14 protein-coding genes and 1 pseudogene are annotated in these 19,066 nt (G+C 62.5%); 13 read left to right on the top strand and 2 right to left on the bottom strand.

The features are described 5' to 3' along the window. Positions 1-111: 111 nt before the first annotated feature. Together EVS81_RS16055 and EVS81_RS16050 are read right to left on the bottom strand one after the other, a co-directional pair. A complete protein-coding gene (locus tag EVS81_RS16055; protein WP_240740093.1) occupies positions 112-600 on the bottom strand; it encodes a hypothetical protein in 489 nt (162 codons plus the stop codon). A gap of 94 nt (positions 601-694) precedes the next feature. Next, positions 695-943, bottom strand: a pseudogene (locus tag EVS81_RS16050) (DNA cytosine methyltransferase); the annotation flags it as partial. 377 nt (positions 944-1,320) lie between these two features. On the opposite strand from EVS81_RS16050, the gene mobF reads away from it, so the two are divergent. The 13 genes from mobF to EVS81_RS06035 all read left to right on the top strand — a co-directional run bounded on the left by mobF (position 1,321) and on the right by EVS81_RS06035 (position 19,064). After that, positions 1,321-4,857, top strand: coding sequence for a MobF family relaxase (mobF, locus tag EVS81_RS06095; RefSeq protein WP_130111314.1), 3,537 nt, complete (start codon positions 1,321-1,323; stop codon positions 4,855-4,857). 172 nt (positions 4,858-5,029) lie between these two features. After that, positions 5,030-5,377: a sulfate permease gene (locus tag EVS81_RS06090; protein ID WP_130109600.1), complete on the top strand. Its 348-nt coding sequence runs from the start codon at positions 5,030-5,032 to the stop codon at positions 5,375-5,377. A 96-nt stretch (positions 5,378-5,473) separates the two neighbouring features. Further along, positions 5,474-5,734, top strand: a complete 261-nt coding sequence (locus EVS81_RS06085; protein ID WP_130109599.1) for a helix-turn-helix domain-containing protein — start codon at positions 5,474-5,476, stop codon at positions 5,732-5,734. 64 nt (positions 5,735-5,798) lie between these two features. Next, on the top strand, positions 5,799-6,908 hold the full coding sequence (locus EVS81_RS06080; RefSeq protein ID WP_240739996.1) for a tyrosine-type recombinase/integrase: 1,110 nt from the start codon (positions 5,799-5,801) through the stop codon (positions 6,906-6,908). Positions 6,909-7,085: 177 nt separating this feature from the next. Then, positions 7,086-8,054: an AAA family ATPase gene (locus EVS81_RS06075; protein WP_130111313.1), complete on the top strand. Its 969-nt coding sequence runs from the start codon at positions 7,086-7,088 to the stop codon at positions 8,052-8,054. After that, positions 8,047-10,605 (top strand): S8 family peptidase, encoded by a 2,559-nt coding sequence (locus tag EVS81_RS06070; RefSeq protein WP_130109597.1) that lies wholly within the window; start codon positions 8,047-8,049, stop codon positions 10,603-10,605. Before EVS81_RS06075 ends, EVS81_RS06070 begins: the two co-directional genes overlap by 8 nt. Before the next feature lie 248 nt (positions 10,606-10,853). Next, complete coding sequence (locus EVS81_RS06065; protein WP_130109596.1) at positions 10,854-13,553, top strand: dsDNA nuclease domain-containing protein; 2,700 nt, start codon at positions 10,854-10,856, stop codon at positions 13,551-13,553. Positions 13,554-13,584: 31 nt separating this feature from the next. Then, positions 13,585-14,464, top strand: a protein-coding gene (locus EVS81_RS06060; RefSeq protein ID WP_130109595.1) for an IS5 family transposase whose coding sequence is annotated in 2 segments (ribosomal slippage) — positions 13,585-13,941 and positions 13,943-14,464 — 879 coding nt in all. Because the reading frame shifts where the segments join, the coding sequence is not laid out codon by codon here. 11 nt (positions 14,465-14,475) lie between these two features. Continuing rightward, positions 14,476-15,756 carry a hypothetical protein gene (locus EVS81_RS06055; RefSeq protein ID WP_130109594.1) on the top strand — a complete coding sequence of 427 codons (1,281 nt, stop codon included), beginning with the start codon at positions 14,476-14,478 and terminating at the stop codon, positions 15,754-15,756. 309 nt (positions 15,757-16,065) lie between these two features. Continuing rightward, positions 16,066-16,392 (top strand): helix-turn-helix domain-containing protein, encoded by a 327-nt coding sequence (locus EVS81_RS16045; RefSeq protein WP_240739994.1) that lies wholly within the window; start codon positions 16,066-16,068, stop codon positions 16,390-16,392. Between the two features lie 4 nt (positions 16,393-16,396). Then, positions 16,397-17,578: a tyrosine-type recombinase/integrase gene (locus EVS81_RS06045; RefSeq protein WP_130109593.1), complete on the top strand. Its 1,182-nt coding sequence runs from the start codon at positions 16,397-16,399 to the stop codon at positions 17,576-17,578. A 68-nt stretch (positions 17,579-17,646) separates the two neighbouring features. After that, positions 17,647-18,327: a hypothetical protein gene (locus EVS81_RS06040; protein ID WP_130109592.1), complete on the top strand. Its 681-nt coding sequence runs from the start codon at positions 17,647-17,649 to the stop codon at positions 18,325-18,327. Continuing rightward, on the top strand, positions 18,309-19,064 hold the full coding sequence (locus EVS81_RS06035) for a hypothetical protein (RefSeq protein ID WP_130109591.1): 756 nt from the start codon (positions 18,309-18,311) through the stop codon (positions 19,062-19,064). Before EVS81_RS06040 ends, EVS81_RS06035 begins: the two co-directional genes overlap by 19 nt. Positions 19,065-19,066 lie beyond the last annotated feature (2 nt).

Here is a 19,066-nt window from a genome sequence, read left to right as displayed (position 1 = left end):
TGAGCTGCTGTGCGTGGGATAGGCCGAGACTCCGGTCTGTAACCCATCCACCAGGTAGGCCCATGAGCCATTCCACGAATACCGGAGCAGGCCGCGGTCCTAGATTCTCGTTCAGGATGGCGGGAAATGGGGCGGGGCAACCGGTAATTCGTTCCCATTGGGCGATGGCGGGGGCGTATCGTCCCCATCGTCGAAAAGCTGCTCGATCAACGTCCACAGGTTCTCGGCTTCTTCGCTCGGGTGTCCGTTCGGGCCGTGGAGGGCGAGGTCGATGATCTGATGGCTGAGCGCGATCGTGCCACGGCGCGCCTTTACCTGTTGCAGAGTCTCCCGACCACGCGATGCGTCCGAGGCCAGTGGGGTTCGGAAGAGTGCGACGGGCGAGGATGAAGACGCGGTATCTGGGGTGGGGCGCACCGATTGCGGAAGCGGGTAGACCGATCCATTGCGCGTCATACCGGAGGTCGGCCAGGTCCCCGAGAACTGCTCCTGCTGCCCGAAGAGGTCGAGTTGCGGTTTCTCCCAGAAGCCACGAGTCGGGTTCCACACCGCGAGGGGTTGCGCCTTCGGGAGTTGCGTCTCGGGGGTTGCATTGCTCATCGTAGTCTCCTTCGAGATTTGCGCGGATTGCGGGTGCGGAGAGCAGCCCGCGGACGTTCTCGATCACTACCCACTCCGGTTGCAATGCGTCGATCGCGGCGGCCATGTGCGCCCAGAGACCGGATCGGGTGCCGGGTTTCAAGCCGGCCATCTTCCCGACCGTGGATACGTCTTGGCAGGGGAACCCGCCGCAGAGGATGTCCACCTGCGGGACGGTGTTCCATTCGATGGTGGTGATGTCCGCGAGATTCGGGGCGTCAGGCCAGTGGTAGGAGAAGACGCGGGCGATGGGTTCGTTGATCTCAGAGAACCAGATCGTCTTCGCTCCGAAGACTTCCTCCACTGCGAGGTCGAGCCCGCCATAGCCGGAGAACAACGACCCGACACGTAATGGTGCGGCCGAGCCGGTAAGGGGCTTGTCTGCCACAGGTAAACCTCCTGAAACGGTGATCTCTGGAGTCGTAATGCCACTCCGAGCTGTTCACCGACCAGGTGCACGAGCCACCCCACCCACCAAACTTCAGACGGCTTCTCCCGAGCCATGCCGGCCGCCGACAACTACGAGCGCCGCTCCTGTCTCGCGGTTCGCTCGAACGGGCTGTCACGCGTCTTGCAAGCGAGGCGCGCCACCGTCCGAACGTGACCTCAGAAGTCACAGCTCCGGTGGCCTGTCGAGCTCACCTTCGGGGTGAGGAGAGGCGGCGACAGGTGACGGTTTCGATGCGGGTGATGTCCGCCGGCGACGGCTACAAGTACCTCCTGCGCACCGTCGCCACCGGTGACGGCGACCGAGTGCTCTCCACACCGCTCACGAGGTACTACACCGAGGAAGGAACCCCGCCCGGGCGGTGGATTGGGTCAGCTGTCATCGCGCTCGGCGGCGGTTCGATCGCCGTTGGCGATGAGGTCTCCGAGCAGCAGCTTCAACGACTGATCGGGCAAGGCCGTGACCCCGCCACCGACCAGGCGCTCGGGCGCCCGTATCGGATGTACCCGACGGTGACTGAGCGGATCGAGCGTCGCACCGCACGGCTCGATGCCGACCTCCCGGTGACCGAGCGTGCGGAAGCGGTCGCCGCAATCGAGGCTGAGGAGAGCGGGCGTGGGGTGCGGAAGGCGGTTGCGGGGTTCGATTTCACGTTCTCGATTCCGAAGTCCGCGTCGGTGTTGTGGGCTGTGTCGGATGCGGGGACGCAATCGTTGATTGCGGAGGCGCATCATGCGGCGGTTGCGGAGATGGTTGCGTTCATCGAGCGAGAGGTTGCGGCAACCCGTGTCGGTGCAGCGGGACGCAATGGGGCGGTTGCGCAAGCGGATGTTTCGGGGGTGATCGCGACCGCGTTCGATCACTACGACTCGCGGGCGGGTGATCCGCATCTGCACACGCATGTGGTGATCTCGAACAAGGTGCAGACCGTCCACGACGGCAAGTGGCGCTCCCTCGACGGACGCCCGCTGCACGCCGCAACTGTTGCGCTCTCCGAACTGCATGAGGCAGTGTTCGCTGATCACCTCACCCGCGCCTTCGGGGTCGAGTGGGAAGCCCGAGACATGGGTCGCGACCGCAACCCCGCCTGGGCGATCACGACCGTGCCGGAGAAGCTGGTCGCGGAGTTCTCGTCCAGGTCTAGGCAGATCGATCAGGAGAAGAACCGGCTCATCGCCGAGTACGTCGCCCGCCACGGCAGACAACCATCACTCGCGACGATCATCAAGCTCCGCGCACAGGCAACACTGGCGACGCGGCCAGAGAAGCAGGTGCGGTCCCTCGCGAACCTCACGGGCGAATGGCGGGAACGGGCGTCGCACCTCCTCGGTGAAGACGCCATCCGCTGGGCCCGCACCGTGACCGCGAACGACGCCCCGCTGTTGCTTCGCGCGGATGACGTGCCGTTGGACGTGATCGACTCGCTCGGGCACAGTGTGATCGAGGCGGTCGGTGGGAAGCGTTCGACCTGGCGGAAGTGGAACCTTACAGCCGAGGCTGCACGCCAGACGATGCCATATCGGTTCGCTACTACGCTGGATCGTGAAGCGATCGTCGGGATGGTCGTCGATGCCGCGGAACGCGCGTCGATTCGGCTGACACCGCCGGAGCTGTCCTCGAGTCCTGCCGTGTTCCGTCGGCCTGATGACATCAGCAGGTTCCGTCCCGTGGGATCAACGGTCTACTCCTCGCCGGGCATCCTCGACGCCGAAGACCGCCTCCTTAGCCGCGCCCGCAGTATCACTGCTCCCATCGTGCCGGTCGAGACCATCGAGAAGGTCGCCCGGCGCCCGGATCGCGAGGGACGGTTCCTCAGCGACGAGCAGGCGGCAGCTCTTGCCGGTGTCGCGATCTCCGGTCGGGCGGTCGATGTGCTGGTCGGCCCTGCCGGTGCCGGGAAGACGACGGCGATGCGCGCGTTGCACACGGCGTGGGAGCACGGGCACGGGCGGGGCAGCGTCGTCGGGCTTGCGCCGTCCGCGGTCGCTGCGCAGGTCCTTGCCGATGATCTCGGTATTAGGACGGAGAACACCGCGAAGTGGTGGCAAGACCACCAAAACGTAGGCGCGTCGTTCCGCAAGGGTCAGCTGGTGATCGTGGACGAAGCCTCCCTGGCCGGCACCCTCTCCCTCGACCGGATCACCGAACATGCCGTGGATGTGGGCGCGAAGGTGCTGCTGGTGGGTGACTGGGCGCAACTGCAATCCGTCACCTCTGGTGGCGCGTTCTCCCTCCTCGTCCATGACCGCAGTGACGCCCCCGAGTTGGTCGACGTGCACCGCTTCGTCAATGACTGGGAGAAGACTGCCTCCCTCGACCTCCGTCACGGCCGCCCCGAAGCGATCGACACCTACGCCGAGCACGACCGCATCACCGGCGGCGACACCGAGAAGATGATCGACGCTGCCTACACTGCGTGGCGCACCGACATGCTCGCCGGGGTCTCGACAGTTTTGATCGCGGACTCCAACGACTCCGTCCTCGCCCTGAACCAGCGTGCCCGCGCCGACCTGATCCTCGACGGTGCCGTGGATGCTCGACGTGAAGTCGCCCTCCAAGGAGACGCCCGTGCAGCTGTTGGGGACACGATCATCACCAGGAAGAATGATCGCCGCCTCCACACCCCGCGCGGGTGGGTCCGAAACGGTGACCGCTGGATCGTCACCGACATTCGAGACGACGGCTCCCTCACCGCCCGCCGCGCCGACAGCCGCGGCACCATGACCCTCCCAGCTGACTACGTCTCGGATCATGTTGATCTGGGATACGCAGTGACGGCGCATAGGGCGCAGGGCATCACGACCGACACCTCCCATGTGCTTGTTGATCCGTCTACGACGAGGGAGAACCTGTATGTCGCGATGACCCGCGGCAGGCACGCGAACCTCGTCTACGTCGCCACTGACCGGCCCGACGACAACCACACCACCCCACACCCCGCCGACGACCCGGCAGCGACCGCGAGGAGTGTGCTCTACGGGGTGCTGCAGCATGTCGGCGCGGAGCTCTCTGCGCACGAGACGATCACCGCCGAACAAGAGGCGTGGGGGTCAGTGGCGCAGCTCGCGGCAGAGTACGAGACGATCGCGCAAGCCGCCCAACACGACCGCTTCGCCACCCTCATCCGCCAATCCGGCCTCACCGCGGACGAGGCAGAAGACGCGATCCACTCCGACACGTTCGGGGCACTGACTGCCGAGTTGCGACGGGCAGAGGCGAACCACCACAACATCGACGCACTCATGCCGCGCCTGGTCGCCGCCCGCGCCTTCGAGGACGCCGACGACATCGCCTCCGTCCTGCACCACCGCCTCGCCCGCGCGACCGCACGCCCAGCCGGTTCCGGCCGCACCCGCAAGGCGCCCCGCCTGATCGCCGGCCTCATCCCCGAAGCCACCGGCCCGATCAGCACCGAGATGAAGAAAGCGCTCACGGAACGTCGCGAGCTGATCCAGCAGCGAGCCGAAGCCGTCCTCGACCAAGCCCTCAGCGAACGGCAGGAATGGGCGCTCGCACTTGGAGCCGCACCCACCGAGGTCAAAGCCGCAACAGCGTGGCGACGACAAGCGCAGACCGTGGCCGCCTACCGCGACCGCTACGGCATCACCGCCCGGACACCGCTCGGCCCGGCACCCGACAGCGACGTGCAGAAGATCGACGCGGCAAGGGCAGCAGCATCTGTGGCAAGGCTTGGTGACCTCGGCACACGGACTCAGGAGTCAGACGCGCGCCAATCTCAGGGGCGCGACAGATCCGGCCTCGCCCGCTAAGCCGACACTGGAGGCCTCTTCCCGATGTCCGAGGTGCGACGTAAAGTGGAAGAACAAACAAGGCGACTTTCAAATATGTGTCGCCGTCACCCCGAGCGTGACGGCATGACGGCCTCCGGGCAGTCCTTCAAGGTTCTTTGTCGCCAGACACCCTTGGAAGAGGACTGCCGTCATGATCCGCCAGCTCTGGACCCTCAGCATCCGCGCTCGCACATTTCTGCGCCGTTATATGCCCACGAATGTCCTCCTCGACGCCATCCGAACGAGGAGAGGACTCAAATGGGGCATCCCCGCGATACTCCTCGCCGTGCCCTACCTCCTGGCAGCGAGTGCCTTCACGACCCTCATCGCAGACGGCGGCCCCGGATGGCTCAACCTCCTCGTCCTCCTCTGCCTCTGGAACGCACTGAAGTTCCTCGCGATGGGGCCTGTCAGCCTGGTACTTCTGACCCGAACCCGTATCCAGGAGCATCGCGTCCGGAGCATGGTCGTAGCGATCTGTGAGTATCACCGCAGTTGATCTACCCGTACAAGAACTCCCGCCAGCGGTCACGACATCGACTTTCTGGGAGCCTTCGGCGGCGTTCGCCAAGCTGAGCACTTCGAAACTGGAGGGATGAAAGAAGAACCACAGCCCAACCGGCAGGGCCTAGAACCGCTCCTGAACATCAACGAACTTGCCGACTACCTTGGCGTTCCCATCTCAACCATCTACGACTGGCGCACCAACGGCAAAGGTCCCCGCGCATATCGCTTCGGCAAGCGCATCATGTTCGGCGTCAACGACATCCGAACCTGGATGGGGGCCATGCGCGAGCCAGACTCCCAGGCTCCCGGCGCCGCCACCTTTCCCGGAGCGGAGGGCACGCGTGGGTAGGCCCCGCACCCCTATCGGCACTTTCGGAGTCATCGCGACCTCCCCTCAAGCAAGCGGCAACTACGTGGCACGAACCCGATATCGGGACTGGGACGGGAAGAATCGACTTGTTCAAGCCACCGCCTCCTCACGATCCACCGCCGAGCGGAAGCTGAAACAGAAGCTCGCCGAACGCTCCCTCTACCAACCGGGATTCAACGGAATGAGCGCCGACAGCCCCTTCCCGGAACTCGTCGCCTACTGGCTCGAAGACATGGAGATCGAAGACCGCCTCTCGCGAACCACGCGAAACCTTTACGAACGAGACATGCGCACCCTCGTGATGCCGACGTTCAAGGAACTCACTCTTAGAGAAGTCGGCGTCGCTCGCTGCGACTACTTCCTCAAACAACTCGCCAGACGCAGCTACAGCCGCGCCAAGCACGCCCGAGTTGTGCTCCGGCTCGCCCTCGCGCTCGCCGTCCGCCACGAAATCGTGCCCCGCAACCCGATGGATCACGTCTCCCGTTTGCACAGGAAGAAGACCATCCCGGACGCGTTCACCATCGATGAGGTGCAGGACATCCGGGCAGCGATCAAAGCGTGGGAGTCGCGCTGTATCTCTTCGGGACCGCGGCCTGATCGACAGCTCGGCCAGATCGTCGAGGTCATGCTCGGCACCTCGGCGCGCATCGGCGAGGTCCTCGCGATCCGAGTCCAGGATCTTCACCTAGATGGACCGATCCCGACCGCGCGGATCGCTGGAACGATCATCAGCCGCAAGGGCGAGCCCACCCACCGTCAGGCTCATCCGAAGACCGATCGTTCAGTTCGCCGCGTAGCGCTGCCTTCGTTTGCGTTGCACGCGATCCGCTCACGTCTTCTCCGAAGCGGAGAAACCGATCCAGATGCGCTCCTCTTCAGCACGCGAGCCCGGACGCCGCACACGACGAACAACGTCCGTCGACTCCTGCGCGACGTGATGGATGACGCTGGGATCGAGAACGTCACACCGCATCGATTCCGCCGAACTGTCGCGACCGTCGTCAACGATGCGCAAGGCGCGCTACTTGCCTCCGAGTTGCTCGGGCACACCGATCCGCGGATCACGATGCAGCACTACATTCAGCGCAGCGAGACTGTGAACCCCGTCACGGCGGAGCACCTTGAGCGAGCCTTCGGCAAGGCCGGGTGAGTGCCGATTAGAGCCCTTTCGACAACAGCTGGAACGAGTCGTGACCTTTTGCGCGATGTCAGAGGTCACCTAGACACTGGTTGCATGCTCCGAGGCGCTCCCGAGTTCTGTGGTGCTGACGCACTAGACTGAACGGGGAGGGCTATACCCGATGAAATGATGCTGCGAGGAGGCGTGATGGCTGGCTTGGGGGAACACATCACTGCTATGGTCCGCAGTCACGCCTCTGGTGACGATTCAGCGTTCTACTCGGTCGCTCTCCAAGTCGCCGCACGGGAAGCCCGTCAAGGTCATCACATACTCGCTGACGACATCAAGAAGGCAGTCGATGCCTCTCGGCAGACAACTCCTCGTAGCAACGTCACCAAGCTCGCCAAGCCACGCGGTGACCTGGCAGATCTGATCGAAGTCACACACCCGGAAGTGACTCTGAAGAACCTCGTGGGGCCAGGCGAACTCGTTGAGCGACTCAAACAGGTGATCGCGGAGCAGCGACAGCGAAAAGTACTCCTCGAACACGGCTTCGATCCCACGCATCGACTGCTCCTTGAAGGGCCGCCAGGCACCGGAAAGACGATGACCGCTGCGGTGCTCGCGCGCGAGTTATCGCTTCCTATGTTCACGATTCGGCTCGATAGCTTGCTCAGCAAATACATGGGTGAGACAGCAGGCAAGCTGCGACTCGTGTTTGACGCGGTCGCAGAACGCCGTGGCGTGTATCTCTTCGACGAATTTGATGCGCTTGGAGCTGACCGCTCTGGTAACGATGTTGGCGAGGCCCGGAGAATTCTGAATTCATTCCTGGTTTTCCTAGAGCAATCCAGCCCAGAGAGCATCGTGATCGCAGCAACCAATCACCGCTCGATCCTGGACAAGGCCCTCTTCAGACGATTCGACATGGTCCTCACTTATCAGCTCCCCGACAAGATCCAGGCCCGATCCGTCATCAAAGGCAGATTGGGTTCACTTATCAAGGGAATGCGCTGGGACAACGTCGACTCGCATACCGAGGGACTCAGTCACGCAGACCTCGTAAAGGCCGCCGAGGCCTCAGCAAAGTCCATCCTGATGCGGGGCGACACGCTTATCACCGCCAACGATCTCATCGCTGCGCTGGACACCCGGCGAACGGCGAGCCTTGGCTGACGAACTCCGACACCTCACCCACCTCTACGTTCTCGACCGAGCACGTAATGAGAACTTCTCCCGTGGCGGGCAGGGCAACCCCAAGATTCGCCCAGTCGAATACCGTGCCCACGGACTCGCCATCAAGGGACAGCTCCAGGACACCTTCTCTGACATCGATGACGAACGGCACAGTACAAGCCTCAGCGCCGACGAACTGAAGGCCCTCGGCAGCATCATCACTTTGGAAGGAGAAGACGCTGCCTACCCCTTGAAGATTGAATCTCTTCAGGCTTTCTCGCGACACCGCAAGACGCCGAAGGTGCCTCAATGGCTGCTCCTCTCTGTGCAACCAGCAACAGAAGACCTGCCAGAGCGCGCAATCGTCTGGGTGGCAGACACCTATCGTCCTCAGTTCCTGAAGCTTTTCGAGGACTATCTCGAAAAGAAGATCACGAAGGCATCAGAAGACAAGTGGGAGACTCCAGACGGCAACCCCGCAAACCGTGCCCTTGTCGCCAATATTTCCAGGATCCGCCAATCCATCCTCGATGATCTCTGGCAGTCCGACGGCGAACCGCCAAAGTCTGGACTCCGTTGGTGGGAGCTCTGGCTGGATCCATCAGAGCAGAGCATTGACTCTCTTCAGAAGTTTGCGTCCGCGTACGAACTGAAGCTTCTGGACCACTCACTTGCATTGAACGACAGAGTCGTTGTCTGGATCGAGGCAACATGGCGACAGCTCGAAATCCTGCCGTTCACAAACGTCCCGATTGCGGAGATTCGTCGCCCCGAGTTCATCGACACGATCGAAGACCTACTTCCGGGTGAACAGGATGAGTACGTCGACGACCTAGCGTCCCGCGTGCTCCCAGCATCGAAGGACTCACCTGCGGTCTGCCACCTCGATACAGGAGTAGCCCGGACACACCGACTTCTATCGAACTCCCTGGACCCCGGAGATCTCCACACGGTCATAGGAACTTCAGGAAACGACCGACAAGGCCACGGCACCTCCATGGCTGGCCTCGCGCTCTATGGCTCGCTCGATGATCTTCTTACTGGGACCGGAACGGTTCAGTTGCATCACCGACTTGAGTCAGTCCGAATCCTCCCGGAACCCGACGAGCCCGACACCGACCCCCTCGACTACGGAACAGTCACTATTGAGGCGGTCGCCGTGGCAGAGATCGCGGCGCGGCGCAAACGCGTGTTCTGTATGCCGGTATCCAGCGATCCAGACCGCCCAGGCGTGCCGACACTCTGGTCCTCGACAGTAGACGCGCTCGCGGTTGGCACAGACATCATTCGAGATGGAAACCAACTGCAGCTGTTGTCTCAACCCGACCGTGACGCTAGTCGACTACTTGTTATCGCTACAGGGAATGTCGACAGCTATCAGCCGGATCACCGCCTCGAATCTGACACATCTGGCATCGAAGACCCTGCACAATCCTGGAACGCTCTGACCGTTGGCGCCCACACGAATCTTGTGACCGTGCCGACCGATCCCGAGTATGCGGGATGGAAAGCGATGGCGGGCGAAGGCGAGCTTTCACCTCACAGTCGGACGTCGCTTCCGTTTGGTAAGAGCAGGTGGCCGATCAAACCGGATATCTGCTTCGAAGGCGGCAACGTCCTTACCGACGGTGGGTCCGGATACGAAGACCGACATCCGTTGCTCTCGTTGCGTTCGACAGGAATGCACAACGACCTAGCACTCACCTCCGCTAACGCAACGAGTGCTGCTACCGCACAGGCGTCCCGCTTAGCGGCACTGACGATGGCTCAATACCCAGATTACTGGCCGGAAACTGTGCGCGGTTTGCTTGTACATGCAGCCGAGTGGACACCCGCGATGCGTGCCGAATTCGATGCGACTGGCACGAAGAAAGAAACCAAGCTCGAACTACTGAGGCGATACGGGTGGGGAGTGCCGACAGAAGACGCGGTGCTTCGTTCTTCCAGACAGTCCGTCACCCTGGTCACACAGGACACGTTCGTCCCCTTTGAGGGGAACGAGTACAAGATGCGCAGATTCAGGCTCCACGCGATGCCGTGGCCAGTCGAGGTGCTCGAAAGCATCGGTGCCGGCGATGTCACACTCAAGGTCACGTTGTCCTACTTTGTTGAGCCGTCCGCATCCAGGCGCGGCTGGAGGCAACGCTATTCCTATGCGTCGCATCTTCTTCGCTTCGAGCTCAAATCGCCGACTGAGACTGAGACCGAGTTCATTTCCCGCATCAACCGCGACGCTGAAGATGACGAAGAATCGACTCGCACTACTCCGTCGTCGGGCTCTGATCGTTGGTTCATCGGACCGAATCAGCGCAACCTTGGCTCGCTTCACCAAGACATTTGGGAGGGATCTGGACAAGAGTTGGCTGCCAGCGGAGTTATCGGCGTGTACCCAGTTGGCGGCTGGTGGAAACGCAACCAGCGCAAAGACCGGCTCAACCTTCCTGTCCGCTACTCGCTGATCGTCTCGCTTAAGAGCCGTGAACAAGATGTCGATCTTTACACGCCGATTGCAACTGATCTTCAGCTTCCCATTGAGATCGATGGCGCATGACATGTTTGTGACTTTCGGAGGTACTGCACCGCTCTTAGTACCGGCATCCTCAACGAGCTACATTCGGCACATTTCGGTGCATCGCCATTCGTTGATAACTCCAACTCATGACTCGTCGAAGCCCTGAGCGCGCGAAGGCCGAAGCGCGCCGACGAGCTGCTGCCCAGGAGCGTCGCAGCCAGAAGCGGGAGGCCCCACCGTCTGTCAGCCCAGCGACGACTAGTGAGCCGACTGACTCGCAGGCTGCGTTGTGGTCCGCTTCACGTGCAGGTGCGCGCGCCGGGCGCGGCTTTCGTTTTCAGGATCTTGTTGCGACGCTCTTTGTATTGCGTCTGTGGAGCGAAGATGACGCGACAGCGATTGTGACGCCGGAAGGCTTTGACGACATTTCGGTGCAGTCGGCGAGCGGATCATGTTTCATTCAGGTCAAGTCGCGACGCGAGAGTGCGGGCGATTTCGAGCCGACGGAGTTGCGAAGAGACTTACGTTCTGTCGCGAAGGCTTGGGTTAAGCGTAAGGACGCCGAGCTTCCCGCCGCGACCATTCTCCTGCTCGAGCGCCCGGTCGCTCGAATCCCACTACCCGAGTGGGGGAGCGAGGCTGCACAACCTGGCTCTAGTGCCTCGAGTGAATTGGCCAAGGAACTGGATGCTCTCTCCTTCGACAATGATCAGGATTCGGCTTCCTTCGCGGCCTCAGCCTCGGTCGTAGTCTGTCCCGATCCGCACGCAGAGGCGATCCGCATCGTTGCCGAAGCTCGTGATTTTCCGTACGGGCTTGCGGAAATAATTGTGGCTGCCGTATGCACTCAGGTGGGACAGACTAGCGACGCCAATGCAGACCCGGATGTCGCGAGGCGTGCGGCCGTGGATATTGCGGGCATCGATGGTCTCATAGATCAGGTGCTCGCGACCGTTGACCTTAAGTTGCTCGATGAGGCGAGGTCGCTGGGAGTCTGCGAGGCAATCGACTGGCGATCTTCCGAAGGTGACTCGGACGTACGTCCGGGCATGCACGTCGGGGCACCTCATGTCGCTGCCGGATCGCTCGTGCCCCGTGTTGAACTAACCCAGCAGGTTATCGAAGTCGCAGTAGCCCGCCGGTTGGCGGTCATCGCAGGGCCGAGCGGCAGTGGCAAGAGCGCCCTCGCCTACGCCGCTGGGTACCAGACTCGGACTCTGTATCGCTGGCAGCATGTCCACTCGCTGACGCCAACTGGGCGCACTGGGCGCGATGCTGTCGCTCTTCTTTCCGCACGTATTGAGTCTTTGCGGCCGAGTGCGTATGCCCCTGTGGGGGTCATCATCGATGACGCTGGGCGCCACGACCCAGATCTCCTTGATCGATTACTGAGACGGCTTGCGGATCTGTCGAACGTGATCACCGTTGTTTCGATTCGGGAGGAAGACCGCTTCCCCGTCCCGCTGCTGTCGGCGATTGCCACGATAACGCCAGTTCTTGATGACACCTTTGCAGCGGAACTCTGGTGTGACTACCGGGCCGACAATCTCACTGAATGGGCCGGATGGCGGGAACCGGCTGAGCGAGCTGGCGGTCTCCTACTGGAGTACGTCACTCTGCTCACCGAAGGCGTGAATCTCGAAGCCGTCGTCAGCGCACAAGTTGCCGCACGCGAAGCAGACCCGGGTCGACATCTTGAGCTTGAGATCCTGCGGCTCGCATCGGGTGCCAACCAATATGGCGTCGCCGTGCCTGCACACGCGATCCAATCCGCTCTGAATGTCGATAGCAGCGCATTTATCGCCGCCAGCCGCCGCCTCATCGACGAGCATCTCATCGTTGAGGACTCGGGCAACCTCATACGGCCGCTGCACGAAATCCGTTCCGCAGCACTCGCCCGAGCAGCTCACCCCTTTGGGCAGCAGGAGACCCTCCAGCGCATTGTTCCTCTGGTGACCAGCGCCGAGCTCGCGCGATTTCTCCGACGAGCGCTCGAGTCCGGAGCCGACCAAGCCGCAATGGTCCAGGCCGCAAGCGAACGTATTGCACGCGATCGTACCCTCCAGACGCTCATCGCAGTCGCATCCGCATTCCGCGCCAATGGATTGCGACGGCGAGCTGACGAATGGAAGCGCATTCTCGATGAATGTGACGTTGATGCTGGCAACGCTGTGAATGCGTTCATGATGTCCCGCACTAAGCAACGCCCCGATACAGAACATCTCTTCAAACCCGAGATTGTGGCAGCCATCGAGCGGCTCCGCAGCGTCCCGACCGATCCGGATCTGCAACTTTTGTGGCGAAAGATTGACACGGCGCTGGTCGAAGAACTCACGACCGCTGCGGTCTCCGATGACGATTCAACCCAACTCCTTCTGCAGGCCATCACCGTACTTCGCGGTTTTGACGTCACGGCGTTGGAAGCCGCAGCGCGTGCAATCGGTGCGCGTCTGACGGTGTGGCCGTTGCGCGACGCAGCCGATATGACGGAGGCGTTGCGTCGCGTGGCACCTGAGCTTGCGGAACGCGCTGTCATCACAGCCGGCGGCGAGCAGCTCCTCCTGCGCCGGGTCGCGACAGAAACACCATGGCTAGCGTCGTTGGAGCGCGCAGCCGACGGGGTGGATGGCAAATGGATCTTCATCGATGAGGAGTTGCAACCGAACCAGAACGAGGCTGTCGTTGAGGTCTGCCGGCTGGCCCTCGCTCTTGCGCCGACAGCGATGATCGCGCGGGTAGGTGCGGTGGATGCCCTCGGGCGTTTGGTCAAGCTCGGCGACTACCCGCTCGTTGACAAAGCGATTCCCCGTGAGAATCTGCCTCATGCCCTCGAAGTGTCTGAAAACAGAGCCCAGGCTCGCGCCTTGTCGCGAAAGTACGGCGCGGGCACGTTGACGGCCAAGCTTGCGGCTGAGGCTAAAGCACTAGAAGCACTCCTCGATCTGCTCCCAGAGATCACGCTCGCGCACCTAGGGCGTGTCTCGTAAATTTTCTTGATAGAGCTGGGATCGTGGAGTCATGTCACGATTCCAGCTCCTTTCGGATGACCAATGGGAACTCATCGCGGATCTGATGCCCGGCCCGACCGGGAGAAAGGGCCGCCCGTTCGCCGATGCCCGCACGATGGTCGAGGGCATCATCTACCGGTATCGGTGCGGGATCGCGTGGCGCGACCTTCCCGAAGCGTTCGGGCCGTGGCAGACGGTATGGCGGTGGCACCGCCGCATGGCCGGTGATGGCGCCTGGGATCAGGTGCAGCAGCGGCTACACGCGCTCGCGGATCGCGAGGGACTCATCGACTGGTCGGTGTCGGTGGACTCCACGATCGCGCGTGCGCATCAGCACGCGACGAACGTGTCACGCCTAAAAAAGGGATTCGTCGAATTACAAGAATCTGCTGATCGAGCCGCTTGACCACGCGGTAGGCCGCTCCAGGGGTGGCCTGTCCACGAAAACGCATCAGCTGGTCGATGGGCAGGGTCTGCCGCTTGTGACGATCTGCACCGCAGGTCAAGACGGGGACTCGCCGATGTTCGTCCCGCTCATGGAGCACGTGCAGATCGGCCGCCGCACCAGACCCGATGCGGTCTTGGGTGACAAGGCGTACTCGTCACGCAAGAACCGCGAGTATCTTCGAGAACATCGCGTCGAGGCGGTCATTCCTGAGCCCCGCGACCAGCAAGCACACCGAAAGCGCCGCGGCCGTACCGGTGGCAGGCCACCGAAATTTGATGCCGAGAAATACCGGGGCAGGAACGTGATCGAGCGTGGCTATTGTCGGCTCAAGCAATGGCGCGGGCTCGCGACCCGTTACGACAAGCTCGCGATTGTGTACCGGGCCGCGGTCGTCCTCAATGGGGTCGTAGCCTGGCTCAACTATTTACGAGACATACCCTAGGCGATCGGGCTGTGCCTCAAACGATTGTCCGCCGGTTCGAATTAGTCACCGCACTGCTTTCCGAGATGGACTCTCCGGCAGACGAGGGCTACACGGACGAAGTGCCCGGCGCTCTCGGCGACTATCCAGTCGAGAGCGACGCCGTCACTGTCGTGCGGATGCTACTTCAGCAAGTCATTCCAAATCTTGCGCGGAAGGATGTCGCCGAGCGGCGCCCCATCCTGACTATCGGAACGCTCGACAGCCTCATCCCAAAGGTCGGCGCACTGATCGAACTTGACCGATACCGTTACCTCCCCACCCCACCCGATTGCGCTCAGCTATTCAACTGCCTCTGCCAATTGCGAATGGTCGCATCCGCCAGCGCTGGATCGGACTTGTCAATGCGTGTTTCCATGCGCGCCGCTGCTGGGCGGCACGGGGGAACCGCTCGGATCGCCGCAGCAGCAACCGTTGCGACCGAGCGCTCTCCCGCAGCCCTGCAGAAGGAGGCTGAACGAATGCGACTCGCGCTCACAAGGGCGGGGTACGCGGTCGCTGTAGTGCCCAGCTCCTCCGAACAATCGATAATGAGTTGGCCCCCCGGAGACCTAGCGATCATCGTGGACGGCGAGAGCCTCCTCGCCTACCTAAATGATCTCGCACCTCTCGCAGATGCTGTGAGAACTGCTGTCGAACATCCAGACCGGCGTGTGTGGATTGGTCTGCGCTCGGCCGATGGCTACTTGTCTGCCTCAATCTTCCAGGTTGCGCATCACGGGGTGATCCCGCTTGGCGATCGTGGAGACCCTTCCGCATTCGCAGGCTCGATCGCTCCAACACCAATTTCTGATCCCTATGCGGCTTACCTCAAACAAGCTCGTCGTCTATCTTCGATCGCCGCTGTCATTGCGATCCGCGGGAGTACTCTGATTCCCGACGAGGAAGGACGGGTGCTTGAAGAAGCTTGGGACCGTCTCGTCGGCCTCAAAGCGCAGATCGATGAACGCACCTCCGCTCACGCTGGGACCGAGTATGTGTCCGCGCTCAGCAGCATCTTGACGGTCATCGGCGCAGCGATTACTGATGACCTGTCCACTGCAAAGGACTCAGCAGAAGGAGATCAATCCGGATGGGATGAGATTGCTAGGCTGCAGAGCCCGCAGCTGCTCGACGCGGACCAGGCGTCAACGCCCGGAACCGATGCTGCGGTCGTCTATGGTACGGCCGTTGTCATCGCGGACATCGAGGATGATTTTTGGAATGCTGACGATCGCATTGCACATTTGCAAGGGCACGATGCTAGTTCCTGAACGGGGAGATCGTCCGAAATCGACTGACTGGAGACGCCCCGGAAGCTGTGTTCTTGGCGCGCCGCCGGAGGGGGACCAAAAGGGGACCAGAATCATGCAAACCCTGCATTTCGTGACGTACTCTGCATGATCTGATCCGCGGAAATACGCGGTTTTCGGTGAGTTTTGAACCGTCTGGACGCCTGGGGGTCAAGGGGTCGCAGGTTCAAATCCTGTCAGCCCGACCGATCGCCCCGGAACTCCCGCGAGATTTCGCGGAAGTTTCGGGGCTTTGGCGTTCGCTCGCCGCCGGTTGAGCGACGCCGCTGGTTGAGTGAGCGCAGCGAGTCGAAACCCAGCCCCGGTCATCCTGCGCGAGCGCAGCGAGTCGCAGGATCCACCTGGTACCTACTCGGAGCGAACACCGCACCCAGCCCGGCCGACACCCCCTGGGGCCTCGAACCCCTGCTCGATGTGAGAGAACTCGCCGACTACCTCGGCATCCCCATCTCCACGATCTACGACTGGCGCGCCCGCGGCCTCGGCCCTCGCGACTACCGCTTCGGCGAGCACCTGAAGTTCGCCGTCTCCGACGTGCGGATCTGGGTCGAACGGCAGCGCGACGCGTCACCGCCCGCCGCCTCGAACGGGAGGTGACATGATGAGCCGGCAGCGACTCACCATCGGAACCTTCGGCGAGATCGGATACCTCAAGAACCCGAACGTGCGAACCATCGCGCGTGCTCGTTATCGGGACTGGGACGGGAAGTCCCGACTCGTTCAGGCGACGGGCGACACACGAAATTCGGCCGAGCGAGCACTGAAGGCGAAGCTCGCGGAGCGCAGTCTGTTTCAACCCGGCGGCTCGGCGCTCACGCCCGACAGTCCGTTCCCCGACCTGGTCGCATACTGGCTGGAGGATCTCGAACTCGAGGATCGGCTTTCGAAGACGACGCTGCAACTCTGCGAACGGAACATGCGCACGCTGGTGCTGCCCGCGTTCGAGCACCTCACCCTGCGCGAGATCGGCGTCGCCCGCTGCGATCACTTCCTCAAGCAACTCGCGAAGCAGAGCTACAACCGCGCCAAGCAGGCCCGCGTAGTGCTGCGCCTCGCACTCGGTCTGGCGGCGCGGCACGAAGTGCTGCCGCGCAGCCCTATGGATCACGTCTCACGGCTCCGGAAACCCCAGACAACACCGAACGCGCTGACGCCCGCCGAGGTGAACGCCGTGCGTGCTGCGATCGCGTACTGGGAGGCCGGACGCTCGTACTCGGGGCCGCGACCGGACGGACAGCTCGGCGCGATCATCGAAGTCATGCTCGGTACGTCCGCCCGCATCGGCGAAGTGCTCGCCATCCGGCGCCGAGATATCGACATCACGAGTGCGACGCCATCGATTCGAATCAGTGGCACGATAGTCACTCATCGTGGTGAACCGACCATGCGGCAGGATCATCCGAAGACAGCGAAGTCACGACGCACGGTCGCGATCCCCTCGTTTACGGCAGAGGCAGTGCGGCGTCGTCTCACTCGACTGGATGATTCGTCACTCGATGCTCTGCTGTTCTGCAGCCGCGAGGGAACCCCGCTGACGACGAACAACGTGCGCCGGCAGCTGCGCCACGTGCTCGATCTCGCTGGGATCAGCGGTGTTACCCCGCACATGTTCCGCCGCACTGTCGCGACCGCGATCAATGAGCAGGCCGGCGTTGACCTCGCCGCTGAGCTGCTCGGGCATACTGACCCGAGGATCACGATCCAGCACTACATCCGCCGCAACGAGATGGTGAACCCGGTGACCGCCGAGATGCTCGACCGCGTGTTCAAGAAGGCGTCATGAGTGCTCTGGCTCTTGGCGCGCTTGCCTATCTGTGTCACAATACTTCCCAAGTAGGAAGTTTTCTGACAATGGTGGATCTGACCGCAACCCAGCTGGCCGAGCGCCTCGGCGTCACGACACGTCGAGCGCGCGATCTGCTGCGCTCGGAGGAGGTCACGGGGCGCCAGCTCGCAAATGGAACGTGGCTCGCGGATAGCGACGCCGTCGCTCGATACGAGGTGTCGACCAGCCGAGGCTCGGGGCGCACGCTCGACGCGGCGACTGCGTGGGGGGTGCTCTGGGAGCTCTCCGGCCTCGATGCGGAATGGTTGAGCGCCAGTACCCGGGCCCGTATGCGCCGCCGTATCCGCGACTCGGACGCCGCCGCGATCGCCGCTGTGGTGTCGAAGCGGACGCGTGCGCATCGCTTCACCGCGGCGAACGCGGAGCGCGCGTCAGCCGGGCTAATCCGCACCGGTCGCGCGGCGGTGAGCGTGCTCGATACCGACCTGATCCAGGACTCGCGCCAGGTTGCCGGCTATGTGCGGTCAGGCACGGTGGGCGACTATGCGAAGACCCACTTCATGATTCCCACCGCGACAGGGAACGACGTGATCTTCGAGAACACGCTGCCAATCGGCTACACGGCCGAGACCATGCCCGCAGCTGTCGTCGCAGCAGATCTCGCAGCAAGCATCGACACTCGCGAGCGAAGCGCGGGGCTCCAAGCGCTCGAAGAAATGAGGCAGCGATGGCTGGCCGCACGCTGACCGTTGACATGGAGGATGACGATCTCATCCCGGCCTGGCGCACCGTCATCGAGCTCGCCGAGAATGGCGTCTCCGAGGAATGGGCGCTCATCGGCGGCCTTATGGTTGCCGCGCACGCTCGACGTGCTGGTGTCGTCATGCGCCGCCCGACCGATGACGTGGATGTGCTCGTCGACTACATGGCCAACCGTTCGAGCCTGGCGCAGGCCCGCACGGCGCTCCTGCAGATCGGCTTCGAACTCGGCAATGACGAGAAACATGCTTACCGGTTTCGGCACGAGGACGGCCGCAAGCTCGATCTCATGGTTGCCGACCACCTGCCTTCGCGAATGGAACCGCGCATGAATCGCCGACCGGCGTTCGCCGCACCGTCGGGCGAGCAAGCGATCCGACGACGTGACTCCTACCTGCTGCAGTTCGCTTCTGGAGCGGATGCTCGCGTCGGGGTGCCGGATGAACTCGGTGCCCTCGTCGCGAAGGGCGCGGCCTGGCTGGTCGATCGACGCGACCGCAGGCGGCACCTCGACGACTCCGCTGTTCTGTTCGCGTGTGTGCTCGATGCCTCTGACCTGGACTACGAGTCAATGAGCAAGAACGATCGCAAACGCATTCGCGCGGTGACGGACGAGCTCCTGGACCCGGCGCACGTCTCTTGGGTTAACGTCGACCCCGCCGACAGGGAACGCGGAATGTTCAATCTTCGCCTGATTCGCCAGATTCTCGGATTCGCTGATTGACG

The organism is Leucobacter triazinivorans (assembly GCF_004208635.1).
Lineage (GTDB): Bacteria > Actinomycetota > Actinomycetes > Actinomycetales > Microbacteriaceae > Leucobacter > Leucobacter triazinivorans.
The sequence above is the reverse complement of the archived record's forward strand: the minus strand, read 5'-3'. Positions and strand labels throughout refer to the sequence as shown.